Source organism: Bradyrhizobium sp. 155 (assembly GCF_023101105.1).
Classification (GTDB): domain Bacteria; phylum Pseudomonadota; class Alphaproteobacteria; order Rhizobiales; family Xanthobacteraceae; genus Bradyrhizobium; species Bradyrhizobium canariense_D.
Window position 1 is genome coordinate 6,914,579 of the sequence record NZ_CP064704.1, and the last position, 25,610, is coordinate 6,940,188.

The 25,610-nt window shown below is 64.2% G+C and carries 28 protein-coding genes; 16 read left to right on the forward strand and 12 right to left on the reverse strand.

Translation table 11 applies throughout. The annotated features are described in order from the left end of the window. Positions 1-189 precede the first annotated feature (189 nt). The 6 genes from IVA93_RS33090 (at position 190) to IVA93_RS33115 (ending at position 6,056) form a co-directional block, all read left to right on the forward strand. The gene (locus IVA93_RS33090; protein ID WP_018458467.1) at positions 190-651 is read left to right on the forward strand and encodes a DUF3237 domain-containing protein; all 462 of its coding nucleotides are present in this window, start codon (positions 190-192) and stop codon (positions 649-651) included. 254 nt (positions 652-905) lie between these two features. Continuing rightward, positions 906-1,715, forward strand: coding sequence for a crotonase/enoyl-CoA hydratase family protein (locus IVA93_RS33095; protein ID WP_018458466.1), 810 nt, complete (start codon positions 906-908; stop codon positions 1,713-1,715). Next, positions 1,712-3,595 (forward strand): feruloyl-CoA synthase, encoded by a 1,884-nt coding sequence (locus IVA93_RS33100; protein WP_026233587.1) that lies wholly within the window; start codon positions 1,712-1,714, stop codon positions 3,593-3,595. The genes IVA93_RS33095 and IVA93_RS33100 overlap by 4 nt, the downstream gene beginning before the upstream one ends. Positions 3,596-3,622: 27 nt before the next feature. Beyond that, positions 3,623-4,384, forward strand: a complete 762-nt coding sequence (locus IVA93_RS33105; RefSeq protein ID WP_018458464.1) for an SDR family NAD(P)-dependent oxidoreductase — start codon at positions 3,623-3,625, stop codon at positions 4,382-4,384. A 10-nt stretch (positions 4,385-4,394) separates the two neighbouring features. Next, positions 4,395-4,826: an acyl-CoA thioesterase gene (locus tag IVA93_RS33110; protein WP_018458463.1), complete on the forward strand. Its 432-nt coding sequence runs from the start codon at positions 4,395-4,397 to the stop codon at positions 4,824-4,826. 78 nt (positions 4,827-4,904) lie between these two features. Next, on the forward strand, positions 4,905-6,056 hold the full coding sequence (locus tag IVA93_RS33115; protein ID WP_018458462.1) for an ABC transporter substrate-binding protein: 1,152 nt from the start codon (positions 4,905-4,907) through the stop codon (positions 6,054-6,056). Between the two features lie 177 nt (positions 6,057-6,233). Here the strand turns inward: IVA93_RS33115 and IVA93_RS33120 are convergent, their stop codons facing one another. Together IVA93_RS33120 and IVA93_RS33125 are read right to left on the reverse strand one after the other, a co-directional pair. After that, the gene (locus IVA93_RS33120; RefSeq protein ID WP_018458461.1) at positions 6,234-6,962 is read right to left on the reverse strand and encodes a glutathione S-transferase family protein; all 729 of its coding nucleotides are present in this window, start codon (positions 6,960-6,962) and stop codon (positions 6,234-6,236) included. Positions 6,963-7,000: 38 nt separating this feature from the next. Next, on the reverse strand, positions 7,001-7,306 hold the full coding sequence (locus IVA93_RS33125; protein ID WP_247294194.1) for a hypothetical protein: 306 nt from the start codon (positions 7,304-7,306) through the stop codon (positions 7,001-7,003). A 112-nt stretch (positions 7,307-7,418) separates the two neighbouring features. On the opposite strand from IVA93_RS33125, the gene IVA93_RS33130 reads away from it, so the two are divergent. Continuing rightward, complete coding sequence (locus IVA93_RS33130) at positions 7,419-8,117, forward strand: helix-turn-helix transcriptional regulator (protein ID WP_007599649.1); 699 nt, start codon at positions 7,419-7,421, stop codon at positions 8,115-8,117. A gap of 2 nt (positions 8,118-8,119) precedes the next feature. Beyond that, positions 8,120-8,449, forward strand: a complete 330-nt coding sequence (locus IVA93_RS33135) for a YkgJ family cysteine cluster protein (protein WP_018458459.1) — start codon at positions 8,120-8,122, stop codon at positions 8,447-8,449. 73 nt (positions 8,450-8,522) lie between these two features. On the opposite strand, the gene IVA93_RS33140 is transcribed toward IVA93_RS33135, so the two are convergent. Beyond that, positions 8,523-8,921: a hypothetical protein gene (locus IVA93_RS33140; RefSeq protein ID WP_018458458.1), complete on the reverse strand. Its 399-nt coding sequence runs from the start codon at positions 8,919-8,921 to the stop codon at positions 8,523-8,525. Positions 8,922-9,228: 307 nt separating this feature from the next. Further along, the gene (locus IVA93_RS33145) at positions 9,229-9,576 is read right to left on the reverse strand and encodes a DUF3307 domain-containing protein (protein WP_018458457.1); all 348 of its coding nucleotides are present in this window, start codon (positions 9,574-9,576) and stop codon (positions 9,229-9,231) included. A 401-nt stretch (positions 9,577-9,977) separates the two neighbouring features. On the opposite strand from IVA93_RS33145, the gene IVA93_RS33150 reads away from it, so the two are divergent. The 4 genes from IVA93_RS33150 to IVA93_RS33165 all read left to right on the forward strand — a co-directional run bounded on the left by IVA93_RS33150 (position 9,978) and on the right by IVA93_RS33165 (position 13,799). Beyond that, complete coding sequence (locus IVA93_RS33150) at positions 9,978-11,423, forward strand: TAXI family TRAP transporter solute-binding subunit (RefSeq protein WP_026233586.1); 1,446 nt, start codon at positions 9,978-9,980, stop codon at positions 11,421-11,423. Between the two features lie 122 nt (positions 11,424-11,545). Next, the gene (locus IVA93_RS33155; RefSeq protein ID WP_018459453.1) at positions 11,546-11,764 is read left to right on the forward strand and encodes a hypothetical protein; all 219 of its coding nucleotides are present in this window, start codon (positions 11,546-11,548) and stop codon (positions 11,762-11,764) included. A 108-nt stretch (positions 11,765-11,872) separates the two neighbouring features. Then, positions 11,873-12,982, forward strand: a complete 1,110-nt coding sequence (locus tag IVA93_RS33160) for a cyclic nucleotide-gated ion channel (RefSeq protein ID WP_026233815.1) — start codon at positions 11,873-11,875, stop codon at positions 12,980-12,982. A 31-nt stretch (positions 12,983-13,013) separates the two neighbouring features. Next, complete coding sequence (locus IVA93_RS33165) at positions 13,014-13,799, forward strand: enoyl-CoA hydratase/isomerase family protein (protein ID WP_018459451.1); 786 nt, start codon at positions 13,014-13,016, stop codon at positions 13,797-13,799. On the opposite strand, the gene IVA93_RS33170 is transcribed toward IVA93_RS33165, so the two are convergent. After that, positions 13,800-14,234 carry a DUF6157 family protein gene (locus IVA93_RS33170; RefSeq protein WP_018459450.1) on the reverse strand — a complete coding sequence of 145 codons (435 nt, stop codon included), beginning with the start codon at positions 14,232-14,234 and terminating at the stop codon, positions 13,800-13,802. Between the two features lie 17 nt (positions 14,235-14,251). Continuing rightward, on the reverse strand, positions 14,252-14,896 hold the full coding sequence (locus tag IVA93_RS33175; RefSeq protein ID WP_026233814.1) for a glutathione S-transferase family protein: 645 nt from the start codon (positions 14,894-14,896) through the stop codon (positions 14,252-14,254). Between the two features lie 81 nt (positions 14,897-14,977). On the opposite strand from IVA93_RS33175, the gene IVA93_RS33180 reads away from it, so the two are divergent. Both IVA93_RS33180 and IVA93_RS33185 read left to right on the forward strand, forming a co-directional pair. Continuing rightward, positions 14,978-15,997 carry a helix-turn-helix transcriptional regulator gene (locus IVA93_RS33180; protein ID WP_085361649.1) on the forward strand — a complete coding sequence of 340 codons (1,020 nt, stop codon included), beginning with the start codon at positions 14,978-14,980 and terminating at the stop codon, positions 15,995-15,997. A 99-nt stretch (positions 15,998-16,096) separates the two neighbouring features. Next, positions 16,097-16,330, forward strand: a complete 234-nt coding sequence (locus tag IVA93_RS33185) for a hypothetical protein (protein WP_018459448.1) — start codon at positions 16,097-16,099, stop codon at positions 16,328-16,330. A gap of 68 nt (positions 16,331-16,398) precedes the next feature. Here IVA93_RS33185 and IVA93_RS33190 read toward each other — a convergent pair whose 3' ends face one another. The 3 genes from IVA93_RS33190 to IVA93_RS33200 form a co-directional block, all read right to left on the reverse strand. Beyond that, positions 16,399-17,346, reverse strand: coding sequence for a fatty acid desaturase (locus tag IVA93_RS33190; protein WP_018459447.1), 948 nt, complete (start codon positions 17,344-17,346; stop codon positions 16,399-16,401). Between the two features lie 15 nt (positions 17,347-17,361). Then, positions 17,362-18,378 (reverse strand): alpha/beta fold hydrolase, encoded by a 1,017-nt coding sequence (locus IVA93_RS33195; RefSeq protein WP_018459446.1) that lies wholly within the window; start codon positions 18,376-18,378, stop codon positions 17,362-17,364. Positions 18,379-18,532: 154 nt separating this feature from the next. Continuing rightward, complete coding sequence (locus tag IVA93_RS33200) at positions 18,533-19,336, reverse strand: MBL fold metallo-hydrolase (RefSeq protein WP_018459445.1); 804 nt, start codon at positions 19,334-19,336, stop codon at positions 18,533-18,535. Between the two features lie 190 nt (positions 19,337-19,526). Between IVA93_RS33200 and IVA93_RS33205 the strand changes: the two genes are divergently transcribed. Beyond that, entirely contained in the window at positions 19,527-20,729 is a 1,203-nt protein-coding gene (locus IVA93_RS33205; protein ID WP_026233813.1) for an MFS transporter, read from the forward strand. 10 nt (positions 20,730-20,739) lie between these two features. On the opposite strand, the gene IVA93_RS33210 is transcribed toward IVA93_RS33205, so the two are convergent. Beyond that, entirely contained in the window at positions 20,740-22,353 is a 1,614-nt protein-coding gene (locus IVA93_RS33210) for an acyl-CoA synthetase (RefSeq protein WP_018459443.1), read from the reverse strand. A 225-nt stretch (positions 22,354-22,578) separates the two neighbouring features. Between IVA93_RS33210 and IVA93_RS33215 the strand changes: the two genes are divergently transcribed. Beyond that, a complete protein-coding gene (locus tag IVA93_RS33215; RefSeq protein WP_018459442.1) occupies positions 22,579-23,769 on the forward strand; it encodes an ABC transporter substrate-binding protein in 1,191 nt (396 codons plus the stop codon). Between the two features lie 49 nt (positions 23,770-23,818). Here the strand turns inward: IVA93_RS33215 and IVA93_RS33220 are convergent, their stop codons facing one another. Continuing rightward, positions 23,819-24,307 carry a DUF2059 domain-containing protein gene (locus tag IVA93_RS33220; RefSeq protein ID WP_026233811.1) on the reverse strand — a complete coding sequence of 163 codons (489 nt, stop codon included), beginning with the start codon at positions 24,305-24,307 and terminating at the stop codon, positions 23,819-23,821. 46 nt (positions 24,308-24,353) lie between these two features. Then, entirely contained in the window at positions 24,354-25,571 is a 1,218-nt protein-coding gene (locus IVA93_RS33225) for an OpgC domain-containing protein (protein WP_026233810.1), read from the reverse strand. Positions 25,572-25,610 lie beyond the last annotated feature (39 nt).

Sequence of the window (25,610 nt, forward strand, 5' to 3'; positions counted from 1 at the left end):
TGTCTTTTCCCTCTCCCCTTGTGGGAGAGGGTGGCTCGCCGCAAAGCGGCGAGACGGGTGAGGGGTATATTTCCTCAAGCGCTGATCTGAGTTTGGAGAGGCATACCCCTCATCCGGCGCTTCGCGCCACCTTCTCCCACAAGGGAGAAGGAAGGACAGCGGCGCTAGTTCAATACAGAAAGGTGACCGATGACGGCCCCTACCCTCGAGACCAAATACGTCTTTACCGTCACCGCACGCATCGGCGACGTCGTCACCGCCGGCGAGACCGGTATCGGCATTCGCCGCATCATCCCGATCGTCGGCGGCGAGGTGACGGGTGCGATCACCGGCAAGGTGCTGCCGTTCGGCGCGGACTTCCAGACCATCCGCCCGAATGAGCTGATTGATCTCGAAGCGAAGTACGCGTTCGAAACCGACGACGGTGCCACCGTCTATGTCGAGAACAAGGGCATGCGCTTCGGCCCGGTCGAGCTGTTGCAAAAGCTCAAGCGCGGCGAACCGGTGGATCCCAAACTGATCTATTTCCGCACCGTGCCGAGGTTCGAGACCGGGCACGAGAAGTACCGCTGGCTGATGGAGCACATTTTTGTCGGGTCAGCAGCGCGTCATGCGGATCGAGTCGTGATCGACGTGCATCAGGTGATGTGAAGGCTTCAGTGCCCTTCGCCGTCGTCCCGGCGAAGGCTGGGACCCATACCGCGTGATCTGTCGATCGCGAATAGTCGGAGTACCGAACGACTTGGCCAAACTTCTCCCTGTGGTTATGGCTCCCGGCCTCCGCCGGGACGACACCGCATTTGGAGGGCGCCTTTTGCCCGCCTGACTGACCCAAGAGGCACCTAGCCCCTTGTTGACTCCTCCTGAATTCGTTATACAACATAACTATTCTGACAAGGACGCAAATGACACAGGGAAACGCCGAGACCGCTGACGCGGGCGCCGCCGGGCTTTTGAAGATCGAGCGGGCGGACCGGGTTTTGACCGTCGGCCTCAATCGGCCGGCCAAGCGCAATGCGCTCAACGACGGCATCATCCTGGAGATCGGCGAGTGTTTTGCGGCCCTGCCCGAGGATATCGGCGCCGTCGTCATCCACGGCATCGGCGACCATTTTTCCAGCGGTCTCGACCTCTCCGAACTGACCGACCATGATGCCAGTGGCGGCCTTCTCCATTCCCAGATGTGGCACCGGGTGTTCGACCGCATCCAGTACAGCCGCGTGCCTGTGATCGCCGCGCTCAGGGGCGCCGTGATCGGAGGCGGGCTGGAGCTCGCCTGCGCGGCGCATATCCGTGTCGCCGAACCCTCGACCTATTTCGCGCTGCCGGAGGGGCAGCGCGGCATCTTCGTCGGTGGCGGCGGTTCGGTGCGCCTGCCGCGCCTGATCGGCGTCGCCAGGATGATGGACATGATGCTGACCGGCCGCGTCTATTCCGCGACCGAAGGCACCTCCTACGGCTTTGCGCAATATGTCACGGAAGCCGGCAACGGGCTCGGCAAGGCGATGGAGCTTGCGACCAAGGTCGCCTCCAACGCGCCGCTGACCAACTTCGCCGTGCTCCAGGCGCTGCCGATGATCGCGGAGGCCAATCCGCAGACCGGCCTGTTGATGGAATCGCTGATGGCGACGGTGGCGCAGAGCGACAAAGAGGCAAAACGCAGGATCCGCGAGTTCCTCGAACACAAGACCGCAAAGGTGAAGCCGAAATCATGAGCGCGCAGCCGTCCTCTTCCAGCATGGAGCGCGGCGCGAGCACTTCCCCGCTGCGGCCCATTTCGTTCGGCGATCCCGTCGTCAATATCGAGCGGCGCGACGACGGCACGATTTATCTGCGGCCCAAACAGCCGCTCGGCGATTATCCGGCCCGCATCACCGACCGCCTGCATCACTGGGCGAGCGCGACGCCCGATCGCGTCTTCATGGCCGAGCGCGAAGGTGGCCGCGGCTGGCGCAAGATCAGCTACGCCGAGCTGCTCGCCGCGAGCCGGCACATCGCCTCAGGGCTCATTGCGCGCGGGCTGTCGGCGGAGCGGCCGGTCGTCATCCTCTCCGGCAATTCGATCGACCACGCATTGCTCGCGTTCGGCGCGTTCTATGCCGGCATTCCGTTCTGCCCGGTGTCGCCGGCCTATTCGCTGGTATCGAAGGATTACGGCAAGCTCTCCTACCTGATGAAGCTGCTGACGCCCGGCCTTGTCTTCGCCGAGGACGCCGACAAGTTCGCCGACGCGCTCGCGGCCAACGTCTCGCTCGGCACCGAGATCGCCGCGTCCTACGGCCACGTGCCGGGCCGCGACGTCACCTTGCTCGCCGACCTCATGGCAACCCCGATCCGCGGCGATCTGGACGAGGTCCACGGCAAGATCGGCCCCGACACCATCGCGAAATTCCTGCTGACCTCGGGCTCGACCGGCAACCCCAAGGCGGTCATCAACACCCAGCGCATGATCTGCGCCAACCAGGTGATGCTGCGCGAGACACTCGCCTTCCTCAGGGACGAGCCGCCCGTTATCATCGACTGGCTGCCCTGGAATCACACTTTTGGCGGCAACCACAATATCGGGCTGACGCTCTACAATGGCGGCTCGATGTATCTCGATGCCGGCAAGCCGGTGCCTGGAGGCATCGAGGAAACCGTGCGCAATCTCCAGGAGATTTCGCCGACGGTCTATTTCAACGTCCCCAAGGGCTACGAGTCGCTGCTGCCTTATCTGCGCGACGACCAGCGCCTCCGCGCAAAATTCTTCGACCGGCTGCACGCGATGTTCTTCTCGGGCGCGGCGCTGTCGCCGTTCGTCTGGAACAGCCTCGACGAGCTGGCGGTGAAGGAAAAAGGCTACCGCGTACCGATGCTGACCGGCCTCGGTGCAACCGAGACCGCGCCGTTCTTCATGTCGGTCAACCCGCGCACCAGCCGCTCCGGCCATGTCGGGCTTCCCGTATCCGGCAATGACGCCAAGCTGGTGCCGAACAACGGCAAGATGGAAGTTCGTTGCAAGGGGCCGAACGTGATGCCCGGCTACTGGCGCCAGCCCGACATCACCGCAAATTCGTTCGACGAAGAAGGCTTCTACAAGCTCGGCGATGCCCTCAAGCCCGTCGATCCCGATGATCTCAATGCCGGCTTCGATTTCGACGGCCGCATCGGTGAGGATTTCAAGCTCGGCAGCGGCACCTGGGTCAGCGTCGGCCCATTGCGCGCGCGCTTCGTCGCGGCTTGCGCGCCGCTGGTGCGCGACGTCGTCATCGCCGGCATCAACCGAGACGAGATCTCCGCGCTCGTCGTGCTCGATCTCGACGGCTGCCGGCTGATCAACCCGACGCTGCCGACCGACGATCTCGTCGTCGCGACCCGCGACCGGCTGGTGCGCGAGGCATTTCGCGAACGGCTGACCCGCTTTCTCAGCGCGGCCACGGGATCCTCGACGCGGATCACGCGCGCGATCCTCATGGACACGCCACTCTCGATCGACAAGGGCGAAGTCACCGACAAGGGCTCGATCAACCAGCGCGCGGTGCTCGAGCATCGCAGCCTGCTGATCGAGGAGCTCTACGCTGCCAATCCATCGGACCGTGTGATATCGGTCGGGTAAGAGGACGTCGCACCTAGGGAGAACGCCATGTTGTTGAAGGATCAGGCTGTCATCGTCACGGGCGGCGCGTCGGGACTGGGCGCGGCGACCGCGCGTAAGCTGGCGGCGCAGGGCGCCAGGGTCGCGGTGTGCGACCTCAATGCCAAGCTCGCCGAAACTGTCGCCGCCGAGATCAAGGGCGTGGCTGTGGCTTGCGACGTCTCCGATGCGGCTTCCGCTGAGGCTGCGATCGCCCAAGCGACCAAGTCCCATGGACCCGCGCGCGTGCTGGTCAATTGCGCCGGCATCGGCGTTGCCAAGCGCGTCGTCGGCCGCGACGGCCCGATGGCGCTCGCCGATTTCGACAAGGTGATCAAGGTCAATTTGATCGGCACCTTCAACATGCTCCGCCTTGCCGCGAACGAGATGTCCAAGCTCGAGCCGCAGGCAACCGGCGAGCGCGGCGTCATCATCAACACGGCATCCGTTGCCGCTTATGACGGCCAGATCGGGCAATCGGCCTATTCGGCCTCCAAGGGCGGCATCGTCGGCATGACGCTGCCGATCGCGCGCGAGCTGGCGCAGTTCGGCGTCCGCGTGCTGACGATCGCGCCCGGCCTGTTCCTCACGCCGCTGCTCGCCAACCTGCCGCAGGAAGCCCAGGACTCGCTCGCCGCCGCGATCCCGTTCCCGCGCCGGCTCGGCCACGCCGACGAGTTCGCGGCGCTCGCCCTGCACATGGTCGAGAATTCCTACCTCAACGGCGAAGTGGTGCGCCTCGACGGCTCGCTGCGCATGGCGCCGAAATAGGGCGCGGCATATGTTCGTGAACCGGCGCGACGTCCAGATCCAGTGGGGTGACTGCGACCCCGCCAACATCGTCTATTACCCGCGTTATTTCGCGATGTTCGACGATTCGACGTCGACCCTGTTCGAAGTCGCCGGCTTCTCCAAGCAGGACCTGGTCAAGAAATACGGCCTGGTGGGCATTCCCATGGTCGATACACGCGCCAAGTTCTACATCCCCTCGACTTATGGCGACTGGATCACCATCGAAACCAAGATCGAGAGCATCAAGCGCTCGAGTTTCGAGGTGAAGCACAGCGTCTTCAAGGGCGAGGCGCTGGCTATCGAGGGTTTCGAGACCCGTGTCCTGGTCGGGCGCGACCCCGTTAACCCCGACAAACTGAAATCGGCACCGTTTCCTGCGGAAATGGTAGCCAAATTCACGGGGAGCGAGGCCCGGAGCTAAATCGCCACATCACCAAAAGAGGGGGCTGAATTACCCCCCGATTTCTGCTTTCAAAGAAACACATAAAGGGAGGAATAGATGAAACGCTTTTACCTGACCGCCGCCGTCACCGCGGCTGCGCTTGCGCTGCCGGCCGTGCCCGCGCGGGCTCAGACCGCCGAGGTCACCATCGGCATCACCACCACCACGACCGGCCCGGGCGCAGCGCTGGGCATTCCCGAGCGCAATGCGCTGGAGTTCGTGCCGAAGGAGATCGGCGGCGTGCCGCTGAAGGTGATCGTACTCGACGACGGCGGCGATCCGACCACCGCGACCACCAACGCCCGCCGCTTCGTGACCGAATCCAAGGCCGACATCATCATGGGCTCGGCGCTGACGCCGCCGACCATCGCGGTGTCCAACGTCGCCAACGAAGCCGGCATTCCGCATTTCGGCCTGGCGCCGTTCCCGATTACGCCGGAGCGCATGAAGTGGTCGGTGGCGATGCCGCAGCCGATCCCGATCGTGGGCAAGGTGCTGTACGACCACATGAAGTCGAAGGGTGTGAAGACCGTCGGTTATATCGGCTATTCCGACTCCTATGGCGACCTCTGGTTCAACGATTTGAAGGCGCAGGCCGTGCCGATGGGCATAACCATCGCCGACGAGGAGCGCTTCGCTCGCCCCGACACGTCGGTGACCGGACAGGTGCTGAAGCTCGTGGCGGCGAATCCCGATGCCATTCTGGTCGGCGCTTCCGGCACCGCGGCCGCGCTGCCGCAGACCGAGCTACGCGAGCGTGGCTATCAGGGCCTGATCTACCAGACCCATGGCGCCGCCAGTATGGACTTCATCCGTATCGCCGGCAAAGCTGCGGAAGGCGTGCTGATGGCCTCTGGTCCCGTCATGGATCCCGAGGACCAGCCGGACGAAGCCGCCACCAAGAAGCCGGGCCTCGCGCTCAACTCGGCCTATGAAGCCAAGTACGGCCCGAACAGCCGCAGCCAGTTCGCCGGTCACTCTTACGACGCCTTCGAGATTCTCAAGCGCATCATCCCGGCGGCACTCAAGACGGCGAAGCCAGGCACGCCGGAATTCCGCGAGGCGATTCGCCAGGCGCTGCTGTCGGAGAAGGAGCTTGCGGCGAGCCAAGGCGTCTACAATTTCACCGAAAAGGATCGCTACGGCCTCGACGAGCGCTCGCGCATCCTGCTCACGGTGAAGAACGGCAAGTACACGCTGGTGAAATAGACGCAGCGGCAGGATTGAGACGACGAGAGCCGGCCCGATGGGCCGGCTCTTTTTGTTTGCAGCGAGCGTAATGCCGGATCGCGTTTGAACAACAGCACCGCTCTCTGAGTTCCCTCCTCCCTTGTGGGGGAGGGGACACACCTTTCTCGGGGCGCTAGATGAGTCTCATTCCAGGCCTCAAGCCGCCTGCCGCAGCGGGGTCCAGGCGAACTCCGGATAGTAACTGTCCATCATCCGGTCGACATAAGCGGTGAGGTTCGGAAATCCTTCGGCGCGACGGCGCAGTGCGGATTCGAAGAACGGCGTCAGGATCCCGGCGAGTGCACCGAAGGCGGTGGCATCGACGCCGCAGGGCTTGTTGCCCATCAGATAGGACTTGTCGCCGAGCTGCACCGAGAGCGCAAACAGCGAGCGCACGGCGAGATCGACGTCGTCATCGGGCGCGTGGCGGCCGAGTCCGGAGAGCAGGTAGTTCTCGGCGACACGGAATTGCGCGTCCTCGCGCAACTTCTCGCGATTGTGCTCCGGCGCGCCGTCGAAGAAATGCGCAGGCCCCTTGGCGAAGTTGACCGGATCGACCCAGCGCGCCCCGACCAGCGCAAAATAAACGTGATGCTCGATCATGCGTTCGAATGCCCAGGCCTGCGCGCGCTCGACGAGCGACAGACCGGCGTCGAAATCGAAGCCGTAGCGGCGCTCGATATGGGCGCGGATGAAAGTGGAATCGGCCACCGCCTCGCCGCCATCGTCGATGAAGGGCAGCTGCCCCTTGGGTGATGCGGGTGGCATCGCCCGCTCCTTCCGGTAGGGCAATCCCGCCATCTTGAGCTGCACCTCCGTCTTGGTGACGAAGGGGCTGATTTCCGGCAGGCCGAAGCCGGCGCCAAAGCCGTAAAGCGTGATCATGAAGGCTCTCCTGAAACGACCGAAAGAGTTGAGGGAACTTAACCGCGGGCTGCTGCCACCATGGTGGCAGCAGCCGTGATATCTTCTGCGAAACGGGCCCCCCGCCAGGCGCGGGCCATGACATGACGGACCAGCGCGTCCGCGGCCTGCACCAGGAAGCGAGCCACCATGGTCGCGAGCGCAAGGCGGAGGTCGAGGACCATGAGATCAAGGGATACGAGGCGGCCGAACGCCCATGCGTACCAAGCTCGGGCTTGCAAACGCGGGACTTGCAAAGGCTGGACCTGTAAAGGCGGGGTCCGCCATAGCGCAGCGGCCGGGCCGAAATGAGTTGGAATGATCATGGACAAATCCTCTTCAGTCGACGTGTTGTCCCGGTATAGAACTCCCCTGCTGCCAACATCCTGTCAGCAGCCGCGCGCCGCCTTCTGAAAAACCACCGACAAGAGATCCGTCATGAGACGCGCCGACCGGCTGTTTCAAATCATCCAGGTGCTGAGGCGCACGCGTAAGCCGCTGACGGCGGACGCCATCGCGGCCGAGCTCGAGACCTCGAAGCGCACGATCTATCGCGACATCGCCACGCTGATCGGCCAGCGCGTGCCGATCCGTGGTGAAGCCGGCATGGGCTACATCCTGGAAAAGGGTTTTGACCTGCCGCCTTTGATGCTGACACCCGACGAAATCGAGGCGGCGGTGCTGGGCGCGCAATGGGTCGCCGGCCATGCCGATCCCGCGCTGGCGCGTGCGGCTGAAGATCTGATGGCCAAGATCGCCGACACTGTCCCTGAGCGCCTGCGTCCGTTCGTGCTGGAGCCGGCAAGCCGGGCCCGACCGAGCTGGAACAGGGAGCCGGACCGCTTGGACATGGCTCGCACGCGCACCCAGATCCACGAAGGCAAGAAGATCATGCTGCGCTATCGCGACGAGCAGGGCCGCGCCAGCGAGCGCATGATCTGGCCGATTTCGATCGGCTATCTCGAAGCCGTGCGCCTGCTCGCGGCCTGGTGCGAGCTGCGCGGCGACTTCCGCAGCTTCCGCACCGACCGCGTGGTCGACGCGAGCTATCCCGACGAGAGATATCCTGAAAGGCGCGACGTGCTGCGCGCGAAATGGCGCCAGAGCCTGGTCTGGGGCCCGCCAAAGGACACGTGACGATGGATGAGAACGCCCCGATCGACCTGTCGAGCTGTTGCCAGAGTTGCGGCGCCTGCTGCGGCTATTCGGCGAACTGGCCGCGCTTCTCGATCGAGAGCGACGAGGAGCTTGCCGCGATTCCCGAAGCGCTCGTCAACGACCGTCAATCCGGCATGCGCTGCGAAGGCGATCGCTGTTCGGCGTTGCAGGGGAACATTGGAAAAGCGACCGCGTGCGGCATCTATGCAGTGCGGCCGGACGTGTGCCGCACCTGCATGCCGGGCGATGCCGAATGCGCGATGGCGCGACGGAAATTCGGGCTGCCGGTGATAGAGGCCGCCGGCGCATGATCCGGAAAAGTGTGCAGCGGTTTTCCGCCGAGATCATACGCCAATAGAGAGCTAGAGCGCGATCGATCGTGCTTTAGGCCGGGACGGCTTCGCCGATCTCGTCGTCGATCTCGTCGTCCAGCGGCGCGAGCACCGAGAGCGGCTTGGTCGACAGCGTGATCGGCTTGCGGCCACCCGACAGCGACGGCGAGGATTTCGCCGCGCCTTCGCGCGCAAGCGCGTAGAGCGTCGAACCGACACGGCCGCCGTTCTCGATCAGGTCGCGCTCGTTACAGCTGCCAGCGATCGCGACCGCCAGCGAGTGCAGATGGCTGCGCCGATAGCAGAACAGCGCCAGCCTGGCGCGCGCGTCAGGGGAAACACTTTCAACCAGCCTCGGCAGGCCACTCTCGCTGGCGCGGTACATCTCGCCAAGGAGTTCGTCGCGGACCGGGCAGGAATCGCCTTCAAAGGTATCGCGGCTTGAAAACATTGCAGTTCTCCCTCGTCTGGGAAGATGCAGTGCAATTCTCTAATGAAAGGTTAACCACGCTGCCCGGTAGTCACCCGGGGGTCCTTGCGCGTGGGCCGCGAATCAATGGGCTGGGCGGGGATCCAGCCGCGCTATCTGAGCCGATGAGTCAGGCGCGAACGCCTCCACGCGTCATGGCCGGGCTTGTCCCGGCCATCCACGGAAAGCCGAGAGGCGCGAAGAACGTGGATGCCCGGGACAAGCCCGGGCATGACGACCTCTTGTGGATGCCGATGGACGACCACCTACGCGCCGAGGCCGCCAGCGGTCAGTTCGCCGCCATGAAGATGGAGAGGCCGAAGCCAGTCAGATGGTGCAGGGCCTGGTCGACACCGATCAGGGTCCAGAACCAGGGATGCGCAAGATCGACACCGAAATTGGCTGAGACGAGGCCCTTGGCGCGGTCGATCGTGATGTGGATGACGAAGTCGATCAGCGCCACAAACCAGAATTTCGGCGCCACGATCAGGATCAGCGGCAGCGCAACCGCAAGGTGAACCAGGCAGTGCACCAGGAGCGGCAGGGCCCAGCCGTGCTTCTGGTCCTTGCCGTGCGCCATCCAGGCGGTCTGGAGGACGAAATCGGCGATGATGTGCTTGAACGTCAGCAGCAACATCCAACCAATGAGGGCTTCGACCGGAACCGCCGATGACAGAGGTGGAAACGACAAGGCGCCCTCGTTGACGTGACAAGAAGAATTGGAGCGTTCAGCGCAATCTCTTCCTGGACCGGTCAAATCGCCGGGACTTGCGATTTATGACACCTCCCGCGGCGGAATGCAGCCGGGGGGAACCGGAAAATCGCCAACTGTGGCTAACTGGTGATAGGATGACCAATCGCCGGAGCCGAGTTGAGTAAGGTTACCTTCGGCTCGGAATTTGCATTCCGCGGCCTGCGCGCTACCATCGTCAGTAGAGAATATCGTTCTTTTTTCAGACGTTTACGAATTACAGGGCGACCGCAGCGATCACATCCGCAAGCCGCCCGCCACCGGAAGCATAAGGCCAGAGTGCTGCCATGAGTACTGAGGGCCCGACCTCATCGCCGATCGAGCCACCGCCCCGGCGACCCAAGGTGATCAAGACCAATCAGCAGCAGGTCTTCCTCTACGTCGTGCTGACCCTGCTGTTGTCGCTTGCCACCGTCTGGGGCGGCCGCATGCTGGTGCACAATTCGGAGACGCTGACCTTTGCGGTCGGCGCCCCCAACAGCGACGAGGCGCTGTTCGCAGCCAAGCTCGCCGCCGTCCTGAAGAACAACGCCTCGCGCTTCCGGATCAAGATCGTCAACAACGCCGACAACGCCAAGGCGATCGCCCAGTTCGATCGCAAGCAGGCCGACCTCGCGGTGCTGCGCACCGACGCCAAGGTGCCGCTGCGGGCACGCACGCTCGCGATCCTCGAGCACGATATCGTGCTGCTGCTCGGGCCCGGAAACAAGAAGATCAAGTCGCTCGCCGAGCTGAAGAAGAAGAAGGTCGCCGTCGTCGCCGACAACGACTCCGCGCTCGTCTTCGTCCGCGGTATCCTCGACGTTCCGGAGGGTGCGGACGCGGGGAGGATCCGGATGGCGCCACAGGGCGCTACACTCGACAAGCTGTTCGCGCCGGCGAGCGGCTTTGGCGCAGTCGTCGCCATCGTCCACGCCTCGCGGGCGGTGCGGGACAAGGCGTATGAGCAGGTCGCCAGGCGCGGCGGCTTCACGCTGAACGCGATCGACGAGGCGAAAGCGCTGGCGCGCAAGATCCCCGGCATTTCCAGCGAGACGCTGACGGCGGGCACGCTGTCTGCATCGCCGGAAATTCCCGGCGACGATCTCGACACGATCGGGCTCGAATGGTTGCTGGTCGCCCAATCCAGGATGTCGCCGACGGCGGCCGGGGAGCTCGCGCGCACCGTCTACGAGAACAAGTCCGCGCTCGGGCTCGACAGCGGCTTTGCCACTAGGATCGAGCCCGCCTCCGTCGAGAAGGACGCCTTCGTGATGGCGCATCAAGGGGCGGCCGACTACATCAACGACGACACCAAGTCGTTCATGGATAAGTACAGCGACCTGATGTATCTCGGCGCTGCCGCGCTCAGCGTCATCGGCTCGATCTTCGCCGCGATCTACGCCAAGATCACCCGGATCGCGCCGGAGAAGGCCAGCGAGCTGGCCACCGCCATCCTCGACATCGGCGAGCGGATCGAACATGCGCATTCGCTCGACCAGCTCGAATGTCTCCAGGACGAGCTGGAAGGCATTTTACGCGGCGCCGTCATCGGCCTCAGAGACGGCACGATCAGTACCGACGGGCTCGACACCTTCAAGCTCGGCTACGAATTCGTCCGCGACGAGATCGGCATGCGCCGCGACTATCTCAAGCGCCATGCGGGCGCGGGCGAGAAGGCCGCTCAGGATGTGGCCCCTTCCCAGCACGACGAGAGCAATGTCGTGGTGGTGAAGACAGCTCAGAGTGCCTGACCCATCAATTTGAGGACCTACGGCGACGCCTTGCCGGCACGTCTTCGAGCGACCGGGGGCCCTAGGCCGGGAACCGTCCCTGTCCACAACCGTTTGTTCTCGGATCAACCGGAGACCGCGCCATGCGTGCACTCCTCATCATCTTCCTGCTGGGAATGTTGGCCGCGGTTGGCTATTTCGTTTATTCCGCGATGGCGGTCGAGGGCGAGCCGATCCCGACGGAAGGCTACGTGGCGCTGGCGTTGGGGGCCGGTTTTTCCGTTCTTGTCGGCATCGGCTTGATGGTGCTGCTGTTCTTCAGCAGCCGTCGCGGCTACGACGAACCGCCGCATTTCAAGTAGCGGCGCGTGGTCCGGCGGACCGTCGTTGACGGCCTCGAGCCGGGCAGGCACTTTGGCAGCGAGGTTCCAGCCGGGGACCGCAAAGACGAAACTGAGCCGCCTGCTCGCATGTCCAAGCCGCTGATCTCCGCTCTGGCCCAGTTCGCGGCCGCCACGGCCGGCCGCAACATGACCAGGGCGGCCTATGTGGCCGTCGCCGTCGGCGTGCTTGCCATGGTGCTCCTGACGGTCAACCCGGCCTATGAGACGGCACATCGCTGGGTCGACGCCCTGCTTTGGACCTGTCTCGTGTACTTCGTATACGAATGGGTGGTCCGGCTGCGCCATATGACGCGACAGGGGCGCCTTGCACTCTACATGTCCTCCTCCGCCGGGCTGGTCGACGCGGTCGGTGCGTTGGCCGTGCCGGCCGCGCTGATTCTCGGGATCGAGCCCAGGACGGCGTGGCTGCTCAGCGTGCTCTGGGTGCTGAAGGTGGTGCCGGGCATTCCCGGCCTGCGGCAGCTCCGCCGCGTGCTGGTGCTGGAATCGGGGCCGCTGGTCAGCGTGCTCGTGATCTTCCTGATGGTGGTCTTCCTGGCCTCGGTTGCCGAATATTTCCTGGAGCGGGACGTGCAGCCGCAGACGTTCGGCAGCGTGCCGGCCGCGCTGTGGTGGGCCGTCGCAACCCTGACGACGACGGGCTATGGCGACGTGGTGCCGGTGACGCCGCTGGGCCGCATGGTGGCGGCGCTGGTGATGATCTCCGGCCTCGGTGTGTTCGGCCTCTGGACCGGTATTTTGGCGACCGGCTTTGCCGCGGAGACCCGGCGCGACAATTTCCTCAAGACCTGGGAATCCGTCAGCAAGGTGCCGTTCTTTGCAGCGCTTGGACCGGCCGCCATCGCCGACGTCACCCACATGCTGCGCACCATGGAGCTGCCGGCGCGCACCATGATCATCCGCAAGGGTGCGCAGGGCGACTGCATGTATTTCATCGCCGCCGGCGAGGTCGAGGTCGACCTGCCCGGCAAGAAGGTGCGGCTCGGCGATGGCGCCTTCTTCGGCGAGATGGCCTTGCTCGGCAACAATTTGCGCGGCGCCAACGTCTCGACCACCAAGGTGTCGCGGCTTCTTGTGCTCGACCTCGTCGACTTCCGCGTGCTGATGGCGCGGCATCCCGATCTCGCCGAGACCATCGATGCCGAGGCGAAGCGGCGCACGCTCGAAAACAAATAAATGGCGACAAGCAAAATAAATGGAGACAAGAATGTCGGACACAGCCGACGCAGCCACTGGCCCGGTGCTCGAACTCGTTGGCGCACGCGCCACCATCCGCCTCAACCGGCCCAAACATCTCAACCGGCTCCAGGCCGAGGATCTCGGCGAACTGGTCAAACTGTTCGACCGGGTCGAGGCCGATCCTGCTATCCGCGTGCTGGTGCTGACCGGCACGGGGCGCGCCTTCTCCGCCGGCTATGACCTCAATTCCGTTGCCGAGCGCGCGGTCAGTGCGAACGAGCAGCAGAGCGCGGGATCGGCGTTCGAGGTGGTCGTCAACCGGCTGGAGGATCTCGGCGTCCCCACGATCTGCCGGCTCAACGGCGGCGTCTATGGCGGCGCGACCGACCTCGCGCTTGCCTGCGACTTCCGCATCGGCGTCGATACCGCCGAGATGTTCATGCCCGCGGCACGGCTCGGGCTGCATTACTACAGCAGCGGCATCAAGCGTTACGTGACGCGGCTCGGCGTCGACAATGCAAAAAAACTGTTCCTGACCGCGCAAAAGATCAGCGCGCCGGAGATGCTGCGGATCGGCTATCTCACCGACATGGTGGCGTTGGAGTTTCTGGACGAGGAGGTCGACAGGCTCGCTGCGATCCTCGCCGGCAACGCGCCGCAGGCGATGCGCGGCATGAAGCGCGCCATCAACGAATTCGCCCGCGGCGAATTGGACGCGCAAGCCGCCGATCAGCGTCACCGCGACAGCATGCGCGGCGACGAGATCAAGGAAGGCATCAAGGCGTTCGCGGAGAAGCGACCGCCGAAATTCTGATCAAGCCCGCTTCGACCGCATCGCGCGCACCTGCGTGAGCCTGGGATCGCGGGCAAGCGCCTTGTAGTGTTTGCTCTCGATGGGATAGATCGCGATCCGGCCCTTGCTATCGGCATGAACGCCCCAGCCGAAGCGCTTGCCCAGGCTCGACGCCCTCATGCACGCCTGCCCTCGGGAGAAGAACGCTTCGCGGGCCGCCTGCTTCTCCGTTTTCGTCGCCTTCACGGCGAGTTCGCGTCCCGACGCAGAGGTCGCGAAGATCACGTCGTCGGACGTGTATTTGTAAGGCGCCTTGGCGATCATCCCGTATTGCAGGCACGCCACCGTCGGCTTTCCCGCGCGCAGCGGCGGCTCTTCGCCGGTACGCGCAGGACAATCTTCAGCAACCTGGATGAAGGTGTTGAAGCAGTTGGTCGTGTGCACCGGCTTCGTCATCTGCAACCCCGGTTCATTCAACCGCCAGCCGCCGCAGCATGCTGCGCCGCCATCTCAGCGTCCGCTGCGTTGATGCGCTGGAACGCGGGCCGCGAGGTCATGCGTTCGGCATAGCGGACGAACACGTCCTTTTTCGGCACAATGCCGAACATCATGGTCCAGCTGAACGCGACGCCCCACAGCACGTCGGCGCCCGTCATGCGCTCGCCGAGCAGATACGGGCCCTTCGACAGCTGCGCCTCGAGCGCGCCGAGCATGATGTCATAGTCGGCATACGGCGATTGCGTGATCGGTGCCGGCTCGCGCTGCATGAACTTGTCGATCAGGGCCGGCTCGAACGAGGCGCCGTAATAGGCGATCCAGCGCAGATACGGGCCGCGCAGCGGATCGTTCAGCGCGGGTGTCAGCCCCGCCTGCGGAAACAAATCGGCTAGATAGATGGTGATCGCGACCTGCTCGGTCACCAGCGCGTTGCGGTGGTGGATCGCCGGCACCTTGCCGAGCGGGTTGATGGCGAGATAGGCCGGCTGGCGCTGCTCGCCGGCCTTCATGTTGAGGACACGAAGATCATAAGGCGCTCCCAGTTCCTCCAGCAGCACCCGCGTGCCGGTGGCCCGGGTTTGCGGCGAATAATACAGCGTGATGCGGTTCGGATCAGTCATGGCGGTCTCCATCTGCCGGCTGGCGATGGCGTTGTAGCGGACCATACCTGACATCCTGTGTCAGGTATGGTTTAAGGAATCATGCGCGCGAGCCGGATGCTGTCGATCCTCACCACCCTCCAGGCCAAGGGGCAGGTCACCGCGCCCGAGCTCGCGCAGGCCTGCGAAGTCTCGGTGCGCACGATCTACCGCGACATCGACGCGCTCGCGGCGTCCGGCGTCCCCGTCTATGCCGACCGCGGGGCGGAGGGCGGCTATCGCCTGCTCGACGGCTATCGCGTGCGGCTGAACGGTCTGTCGCAGAGCGAGGCGGAAGCGCTGTTTCTGGGGGGATTGCCGGGCCCAGCGGCGGCGTTCGGGCTGGATGCGGCGATGATCGCCGCACAGAACAAGCTGATGGCCGCGCTGCCCGCCAATTTGCGCGAAGACGCCGGACGGATGCAGGAGCGCTTTCACCTCGACGCGCCGGGCTGGTTCGGCGAGGCGGAAGAACCGAAGCATCTGCGCACGATCGCCGCCGCGACCCTGCGCGGGACACTGATCAAGATCCGCTACCAGAGCTGGCGCGCCGAGAAGCAGCGTCGCGTCGCGCCGCTCGGTCTCGTGCTGAAAGGGGGCAGCTGGTATCTCGCAGGTCTGGTCGACGGCAGCGTGCGGACCTATCGCGTCGCGCGCGTGCTCGACTGCACCGCGCTCGACGATCGGTGTGAGCGGCCCGCCGGTTTCGATCTCGCCGGCTATTGGCGGGATGCAACGCTGCGTCTTGAGGCCGAGATGCATCCCAATGTCGCGATCGTTCGGCTGTCGCCCTTCGGCGTGAAACTGCTCGATGCCCTGAGCCAGCCTTACGTCAGGGCGCGTACGCAGCTCGAAGAGACCGCGGATGCGGACGGCTGGCGCATTGCCAGAGTGCCGACCGGCAAGACGTCATGGCATGCCGCCGCCGAATTGTTGCGGCTCGGGCCCGAGGCCGAAGTGCTGGAGCCGGCCGACCTGCGCGAGAAGATGGCCGAGCTGACAGAGGCGATGGCTGTGCGCTATCGCGCGGCGCGGAAAACAGGACGGCGGCGCGACGCGCCGCGACCGACGAAACACTCCTGAAACACGATTCTCCCCGCGCTGCATGAACGCATTCGCGTTTCGGCTCGACCGAGATGCAGGGACACAACAACGGCCCTTACGCCAAACTGGAGAATGAAAATGTTTCGTAAGCTTGCACTTGGTCTGATCGCCGCCGGCTCGCTCGGCGTTGCCGCTCTCGCCCCCACCGCCGCGTCGGCCCACGGCTTCCACCATCACTGGGGTCACGGCTGGGGCTTTGGCGGGGTCTACGTCAACAGCGGCGTCAACAATTGCTATCAGGAGCGCGTCGTCCAGACCCGCCACGGCCTGCGCGTCCGCGTCGTGAACGTCTGCGCATACGGGATCTACTGATATCCCGCATTCACGACAAAGCCCCGATCGCACCGCGATCGGGGCTTTGCGCGTCGATTTTTCTTCCGCTAGCCGGCCTGTCTATGTCGCCGAAACCAGGCCCAGGTCTCGCGCGTCGTCCGGATGTAGCCGCGGCCACGATGGACGATTTCGCCGTCGACGATCCCGTTCAGCTTCGGCAGTGCGTGGAACGGGATCGAGGGATAGGCGTGATGCTCGACATGGTAGGGCATGTTCCACGCGATCCATTTGACGATCGCGCCGGTGTAGGTGGTGCGGGTGTTCTGGAATGCGCTGCGGGTACGCTCGCAGCCGGTGTGCTCGGCGTAGAGATAGGGACGCAGGAAGAACTGCCCAATGATCAACGGCACGATCCAGACCCAGAGCAGCAGCGCCGACGAGAACCACAACGACAGCACGAGCAGCAGCGCATAGAGCGCGACATAGGCGCGCGCCTCGGTGACGATGATGGCGCGCCTGTTCTCGGGGATCCATGGCACGACGACCTTGCCGGTGACGGCATGGCCGAGCATCAGCCACAGGCGGCCGGCGACCTGAAGCACGCCGCTATAGGCGAGCGCGAGCTGCGTGTCGGATTTCGGCTTCACGCCGACGACGAGCTCCGGGTCCCTCTCGGGGTCTTGGGTGTAGCGGTGATGGTCCCAGTGAAACAGGCAATAATATTCGTAGGGCAAGCCGATGATGAAGCCCGAGAGATAGCCGACCACGAGGTTGAGACCGCGACTTTTGAACGCGGTCTTGTGCGCGGTCTCGTGCACGGCCATGAACAGGAAGGCGACGAGATAGCCCTGCACCGCCATCAGCGGCAACGCCCAAAGGATACCCCAGGTCGTCGAGACCCGCCAGATCAGCGCGCCGACCAGTACGACCATGCCGTAATGGCCGAGGCTCTGCACGGCGCCCCTGAGGTTGGACCGCACCGACAGTTCACGCAGCATCGCCGGCGCCAACGGCTTCAGCCGATGGCCGGAGTCTGAAACGGTTGCGTCGCTCATGATCGGATGCCTGCCCTACTTGCCGAGAAGCTCCGCGATCTCGGCCTTGATGAAGGCCCGATCGCGCGGATTGTTGATGGGGTTGCCGGCGCGATGGCCGTGCAGCGACGGGATCGGATGCAGCACCGCAGAGCGCGCATTGACCAGCCGGCCGAGTTCGTCCTCGTTGTCGCGGACGTCGAAATAGCGGTCGGTCGCACCGGGCATCAGCAGCATGTGGGCCGTGATCGCACCGAGCGCGCGATCGAAATCGCCGTTGAATGTGGCGCAGCGACTGATATCTCCGTTCTGCCAGATCCCGATCTGAGCCAGGAGATCGTTGGCATCGCGCCGGGCAAACGCCGCGTCCCATGTGCGGACGAGATAGTCGTCCAACGAGGTGAAGCCTGCTTCGCGCCAGATCTCGTCGCGATAGAAACCGTGCGACATCGCCCAACCCGCGTAGACTCGCCCCATGGCGCGATAGCCTGCGACGGGCTTCTCGGCGAAGCGGCCGTCACGGAAGGCGGGATCGGCGGTCAGCGCGGCCTTCACACTTTCCAGGAAGACGTAATTATAGGGCGCACAACGGGCACTGCCGCAGACGACGGCCGCCCGTTCGACCATATCGGGATGCAGCGCCGCCCAGTGATAGGCCTGCATGCCGCCCATCGACCAGCCATAGACCAAGGCTAGCTTCGAGATGCCGAACCGCTCGGTGAGCAGCCGATGCTGGACCGCGATGGCATCGTGATAGCTCACGATCGGGAACGGCGCGGCGGTATTCGACGGCGAGGACGACAGGCCGTTGCCGAACAGGTTCGGAATCACGATGAAGTAGCGCGTGGGGTCGAGCACGCCGTCGGGGCCGATCAGCCACTCGGTGTCGGTGTGCTGCGCGCTGAACGAGGTCGGATAGAGAATGACATTGTCCTTGTCCGGACCGAGCGTGCCGTAGGTCTTGTAGGCGAGCTTGAGCGAAGGGACGACGGCCCCGGACCGGAGCGTGACGTCGCCGGCCTCGAAGATCTCGTAGTCGCGCCCTGCCGTCATGGACCGAACTCCCGCTCACGCGGCGAGCGCGCCGCGGAAACAGCGATGCATCGATCATGCCGGTCCCGCAGACGCATCGTCGCGTAACGCTTAATAACTGTACTTATAGTCCATTTATTGTGGATCAGCAAGATAAATCCCGTCGCGAGCCGGCTCAGGCGATGGCGGCCAGGTAGCGCGCGACAGAGGCCGCGAAGGCGGCCTTGGCGCCTGCGGCGATGTTGCGGTCCCACCAGGCGCCGTAGATGCGATCGAAGGCCAGCGGCTCGACGGCAGCCGCAATCCGTCGCACTGCGGCGGCATTGAGTGGCATGTAGTTCGGATATGAGTACATGAAGCTGACGAAGCGGCGATCCATCGTGACCTGCGCGATATCGCCGGTGAGCAGCGCGCCCCTGCCGTCCGCACCCCTCGCATGGTGCAGCATGGTGGCGCCGGCGAAGTGACCACCGGTGCGCAGGAGCAGCACATCGTCGGAGATGCGATGGTTTTCGCCGGTCCAGTGCACGATCGACGCATGCGGACGCGTCACCCATTGGCGATCATCGGCGTGCAAATAGACCGGCACCCCGCCGAACGCCTCGCTCCAGTCGGCGAGCGCGCCATAGTAATGCGGATGCGAGATCGCGATCGCCTTCAACCCGCCGAGCGACCGCATATGCGCGATCGCCTCCGGCGTCGCCAGCGGTACGCAGTCCCACATCAGCCAGCCGTCCGCGAGCGGCACCAGCAGCGCCCGCTGGCCGATCGCAAAACTTGGCTCGAGCGCGATGCCGGTCAAGCCGAGATCGTCGCGCCAGGCCAGGCAGTGACGTTCCGAGAGCGCCTCGCGCGTGAGGAAAGTCTGGCCCTTCCAACCGACGTATTGCCGCTCGTCCTCGCAAATCTGACAGGCCGCGGGCGGATTTTCGCCATCCGGGAATTGCGCGCCGCAGGTTTCGCAGGTCCAGAGAGGCATGCCGTACTCCCAACAGAGACAATCCAACGTCAATAAGGAATTGCTGGCCGTAACTGCAAGGCCCGCCTCCGGGCAAGGGCTGGAACCAACCCGATCAGCACTCGTTAATGCCTCGTCCGCGCCAGAACGATTGGCTGAAAGGATTATGTCCCACCCGCCGTATTCCGGCTGAGACGACGTTTTGGTATCGATGACATCGCGGTCCCCCTCCTCGTCTCGTATCTGGCCCCTGTTCGCTCTCAACTTCTTCATGGCCGACATGCAGTCGGGCATCGGCCCTTTCGTCGGCGTCTTCCTCCAGGAGCGCGGCTGGGCGAGCGGGTTGATCGGTACCGCGATGACGATCGGCAATGTCGCGGGCATGCTGATCACCACGCCGATCGGCGGCTTCATCGACGCCAGCCGCAACAAGCGCATGTGGGTCGTGATTCCCGGCATCTGCGTGGTGCTCGCCTCCGCGATCATCCTGATCTCGCAAAATTTCTGGGCGGTGACGTTCTCGCAGATCGCACAATCGCTGGCGAGCGCCGCGATCGTGCCCGCGGTCACCGGCATCACGCTCGGCATCGCCAAGCAGAAGGGCTTCAACGCGCTCAACGGCCGCAACCAGGCCTTCAACCACGCCGGCAACATGGTCGGCGCCGCGCTGTCGGGCTATCTCGGTTACAAGTTCGGCTATGTCTCGGTGTTCGTGCTGGCGGCGGTGTTCGGCGCCATCGCGATCGCCTGTGTGATGATGATTCCGGCCAAGGCGATCGATGATCGCGCCGCGCGCGGCAGCAAGGAGGACGATCCCGACAGCGCGCCGGACGCGTTCACGATGCTGCTCAAGCACCGCGCGCTGCTGGTGCTGGCACTGGCGCTCGCGCTGTTTCATCTCGGCAATGCCGCCATCGTTCCGCTCTATGGCCTGGCGGCGGTCGCCGAGGGCCAGGCCAACGGCCCGAGCTTCGTCGCGACCATCGTGGTGATCGCACAAGGCGTCATGGTCATCACGTCGCTGATCGCAATGAAGGCGGCGAGCAAGCGCAACTACTGGCCCATCATTCTTGTCTCCTTCATGTTCCTGCCCATCCGCGGCGTGCTCGCCTTCTTCGTCACGGGATGGTGGGGCGTCGTACCGATGCAGGTGCTCGACGGCCTGGGCACCGGACTCCAGACGGTTGCCGTCCCCGGCATGGTCGCGCGCTCGCTCAACGGCACCGGCCGCATCAATCTCGGCCAGGGTGCCGTGATCACCGTGCAGGGTGTCGGCGCGAGCCTCAGCCCCGCGCTTGGCGGCTGGATCGCGCAATGGATCGGCTACGGCCCGACATTCCTGCTGCTCGGCGGTTTCGGCCTCGCGTCCATGGCGCTGTGGTTCGCGTTCGGCGCCCACGTGAAGAAGTATTGAGGCGCGAGCTTCACGTGCCAAAATTCTTCTGGATCGCCTTGTCGAGCGTCTCGCCGCCGACGAAGCGCTGGCGTAGCTCGCGCTTGAGCAGCTTGCCGCTCGGGTTCTTGGGCAGGGCATCGACGAAGATGACGCGCTTGGGCACCTTGAAATGCGCCATCTGGCCGGCGCAATGCTTGATGACGGACTCCTCGTCGAGCTTCTCCCCGCTCTTGACCACGACGATCGCAGTCACTGCCTCGATCCAGCGCGGATCGGGCAGGCCTACCACAGCAACCTCCGACACGGCAGGGATGCGGTAGACCATCTCCTCGACCTCGCGGCTCGCGACGTTCTCGCCACCGGTCTTGATCATGTCCTTGACGCGATCGACCACGGTGATGTGGCCCTCGTCATCGACGGTGGCGAGATCGCCGGAGTGAAACCAGCCGCCGGAGAACGCCGCCGCCGTCTTGACCGGATCGTTGTAATAGCCGGAGAGCAGATGCGGCGAGCGGTGCACGATCTCGCCGACTTCGCCGACCTTCACATCCTCCATCGAAGTGTTGACCACGCGGGTCTCGACATTGAGCACGGGCTTGCCCGCCGAGCCGGCCTTGCGCAGTTGGTCCGCAGGACCCAGCACGGTCGCGAGCGGCGCGATCTCGGTCTGGCCGTAGAAATTCCAGAACTTCACGCTGGGCAGGCGGCGCTGGAGCTCGAGCAGCACCTCCACCGGCATGATCGAGGCGCCGTAATAGCCCTTCTGCAAGGTCGACAAATCCGTCTTGTCGAAATTGGGCGAGCGCAGCATCGCGATCCAGATCGTCGGCGGCGCAAAGAACGATGTGATCCTGTGCGCCTGGATCAATGTCAGAATATTGTCGGCCGCAGGCTTGCCCGTGATCACACCGGAGGCGCCGAGATAGATTTGCGGCCCCAGGAACACGTCGAGCTGCGCGCAGTGATAGAGCGGAAGCGCGTGCAGGAATTTGTCGTCCACGCTCATGCCGCCGTCGATGATGCAGCTGACATACTGCCACATCACCGCGTCATGGGTCAGCATCGCGCCTTTGGGCAGCGACTCCGTGCCGCTGGTATAGACGATCTGCGCGAGATCGCGGCTGTCGACGGACGCATCGAGATACGAGCCGTCGGAGCTGAGGAGATCGTCGAAGGTGGTGAGGCTAGCGGGCGCGGTGGCGGGATCCTCACCCGGCAGCCAGATCATCTTCTCGACCGCGCAATCCCTGGCGCTGGCCGCGCGCGCGGGCTCGACGAAATCAGGGCCGGCCGCGAGCAGCTTTGCGCCGGAGCTCTTCAGGATGAAATTGATCTCGTCCGGATTGAGCATGAAGTTGATCGGCACCAGCACCGCACCGATCCGGGCCACCGCGAACCGGAGCGCCGCAAAGGCATGCGAATTGCGCGAGAGCACGGCGAGGCGGTCCCCCTTTTTCACGCCGAGGCCAACCAGGCCACGGCCGAGCCGATTGCAGATCGCGTCCATCTCGGCAAAAGTCCAGCTCACATTGCCGCAGCTCACCCCGAGCTTGCCCGGATCGCGACCCGCCGCACGGCGCAGGAGGTCGCCGATGGAATGCTCGCGGGCCTTCGAGATGGTCGCTGCGGTGTCGCCGGTCATTTCCGTTCCCCTGAATTTTCTCATTGCGTGAGTGCCGCCCTGAGCACAGGTCAGGCCATTGCATTCACGCGCGTCTTGTTCTTTGCAAAAGCGTAGTCGGGGCAACCGGCCGCGTCAAATCAGCCAGCGAGCGCGGCGCCGTTACGCAAGAGTTGACGCTTGAGGGAGGCAAATCTAGCCTCGTGCGCCAACGATAGAGTTTGGGGAAATGCCATGTGCCGGATTATGCGTGCCGCCCTAGCGGCCGGATTGACTGCGTTTGTGATCAGCCCGTCTCTCGCCCAGCAGGCGCCGCTCAAGATCGGCGTGCTCTCCGACTTCTCCTCGGTCTATTCCGACATCGGAGGCCAGGGGAATGTCGAGGCCACCAAAATGGCGATCGAGGATTTCGGCGGGCAGATGTTCGGCAAGCCGATCGACATGGTCAGCGCCGACGTGCTGAACAAGCCCGATGTCGCCTCCACCATCGCGCGAAAGTGGTGGGAGACCGAGGGCGTCGACATGATCATCGACCTGCCGACCTCGGCCACTGCGCTTGCAGTGATGGAGCTGTCGAAGCAGTATGAGAAGATCATGATCGTGACGGATGCGGCAAGCTCCGACATTACCGGAAAGTCCTGCTCGCCCTACACCGCGCACTGGACCTACGACACCTACGCCAACGCGCACACGGTCGGCAGCGCCATCGTCAAGAACGGCGGCGATAGCTGGTTCTTCCTCACGGCGGACTACGTGTTCGGTCATTCAGTCGAGCGCGACACCTCCGACGTGGTGAAGGCGGCCGGCGGAAAGGTGCTCGGCAGCGTCAAGCATCCGCTCAACACCGCGGACTTCTCCTCATTCCTGCTGCAGGCCCAGGCCTCGAAGTCCAAGATCATCGGGCTGGCGAACGGCGGTGGCGACACCATCAATGCGATCAAGCAGGCCGGTGAGTTCGGCATCGTCGCCGGCGGCCAGAACCTGGCTGCGATCGTGATGTTCATCTCCGACGTGCACAGCTTAGGGCTGAAGCTCGCGCAGGGACTGATCATCACCGAGGCCTATTACTGGGACCTCAACGAGAAGACCCGCGCTTTCGGCAAGCGTTTCATGGAGCGCGTCAAGCGCATGCCGACGATGAACCAGGCGGCGACCTACAGCGCGACGCTGCACTACCTGAAGGCGGTGCAGGCCGCTGGCACAAAGGACACCAAGACCGTGATGGCCAAGATGCGCGAGCTGCCGGTGAAGGATGCCTTCACCGACAACGGCAGCTTACGCGAAGACGGCCGCATGGTGCACAGCATGTATCTGTTCCAGGTGAAGAAGCCCGAGGAGTCCAAAGGCCCGTGGGACTATTACAAGCTGCTCGCCGAAGTCCCTGCCGACCAGGCCTTCCGGCCCCTGAAGGACGGCGGCTGCCCTCTTGTGAAGTGAGCCAACAGGACGGACAAGGCGTAGGTTCGCTAGCGCTGTCGGTACAGGCTCAGAGCTTGTGCCCCTTCTGTCGCAGCGCCTCGATGAGGCGCTGCTTCAACTCGTCGGCCGTCTTCTGACCGACGTCCTGACCGATCTGCGCGCTGGCCTGCGCCAGCGCATCCGACTTCTCCAGAAGCTTCTTCCCGGCTGGCTGGACATAGAAAGCCTCGATCTGGCGCAGCTCGTCAATGCTGAAGCTCTGCGCATAGAGAGCGGCGACCTGGTCGATCATTGAGGTGAGGGCCGGGGTGTAGATCTCGGAGCCGGGTGCCGTCACCGCGTCATAATCGCGCTCGATCTCCGGCCTGTCCTGCGCGACCCAGGGCCTCAGCTTGAGCAGGAGCTGCGGCAACAGCGCGCGATACTGATCCGCGATCTTCAAGGTGACCACGAGCTTGCGCGCCGCGCTCATCGCCTCCGGCGAGGGCGCTTGCGCCGATGCACCCGAGATCAGGAGCAGGAGTGTGCCGGCGATCGTCAACACAAGTCTGGACATAAACCCCTCCGTTGGATCTCTCCGCGAAAATGCAGGCCGGCGATACTCAACGACCCGCGGGCGCCACGGCAGACCTGTCCGCAGGCGCGCTTTCCAGGACGGTGTCGGCCTCCTCGATCTCCGTCACCTTCACGAACAGGTTCGGCACCCGTTCGGTCCGGTCGAGCAGCCAGGCGGCTGCGATCATGATGACGATGCCGACGACGGAGACCGCGAGCTGCTCCCAGACGCCCTTGGTGTATTGCGTCAGGATCCAGTGCGCCGAGAACGACAGGAAGACGCCAAGGCAGAAGATCGGCAGCGAATGCTGGCCGCAGAGGATCACAGGGCGCAGCCAGGCCCCGTGCAGGGTCCGCCATTTGCGCGAGATGAGGTGAGTCACCCAGATCGCCAGCGCCAGGAAATGCGTGAAGCGCAGCATGTCGAGGTCGGTCTTGTCGATCGGGTAGATCGCCTTGATCATCCATTTCGGGGTCAGGGCATCGAGCGCGGGGACGTGCCAGGTCATCACGATCAGCAGCGCGAAGGCGAGCCAGGCCGCGGCCAGCGCCATCGCCGCCCTGGACCACACCCATCTCGCGATCTTGTCGATCTGGCCGATGCCGCACCAGGCTGCGAACACGAACATCAGCTGCCAGCAGAACGGGTTGAAGTACCAGTGCGTGCCGGGCGGATAGGAGGCGACGTTCCAGTCGAACCAGCGCGCCAGCACGTAGAGCACCACGGATGCGGCGAGCGTCAGGTTCGGCCGGCGCACCAGGCACCACACGATGAAAGGCGAGGCGAAAACGAGCGTGATGTAGAGCGGCAGCACGTCGAGATTGACCGGCTTGTACTTCAGGAGGATCGCCTGCCCGATCAGCTCGTCCGGATGCGACAGGAAATTGAACACGTTGAACTCGTGCTCGTACATCGGATTGTCGAAGCGGCGCGCGGTGCGGGCGATCTGCGCCGTGAACAGCAGGAACAGCATGATGTGGGCGACGTACATCTCGACCGCGCGCCGCCACAGCCGCTTCAGCGCGGCGAGAAACCAGCCGCCAGCGACGATCGGCCCGTAGATCCAGCCGACCAGATAACCGGAGATGAAGACGAAGAATTCGGCGGCGTCGCTGAAGCCGTAATTGCGCAAGGTCAGCCAAGCCACGACGTCGTGCGGAATGTGGTCGAGGAAGATCATCCACAGACCGATGCCGCGGAAGAGATCGAGTCGCAAATCCCGCTCGACCGGCGCGAGCAGCGCTGACTGGTCCCGTGTGATCATGGCCCCGCCTCGTTCGGTGGGCGTCGCGCCGTCGCGGCG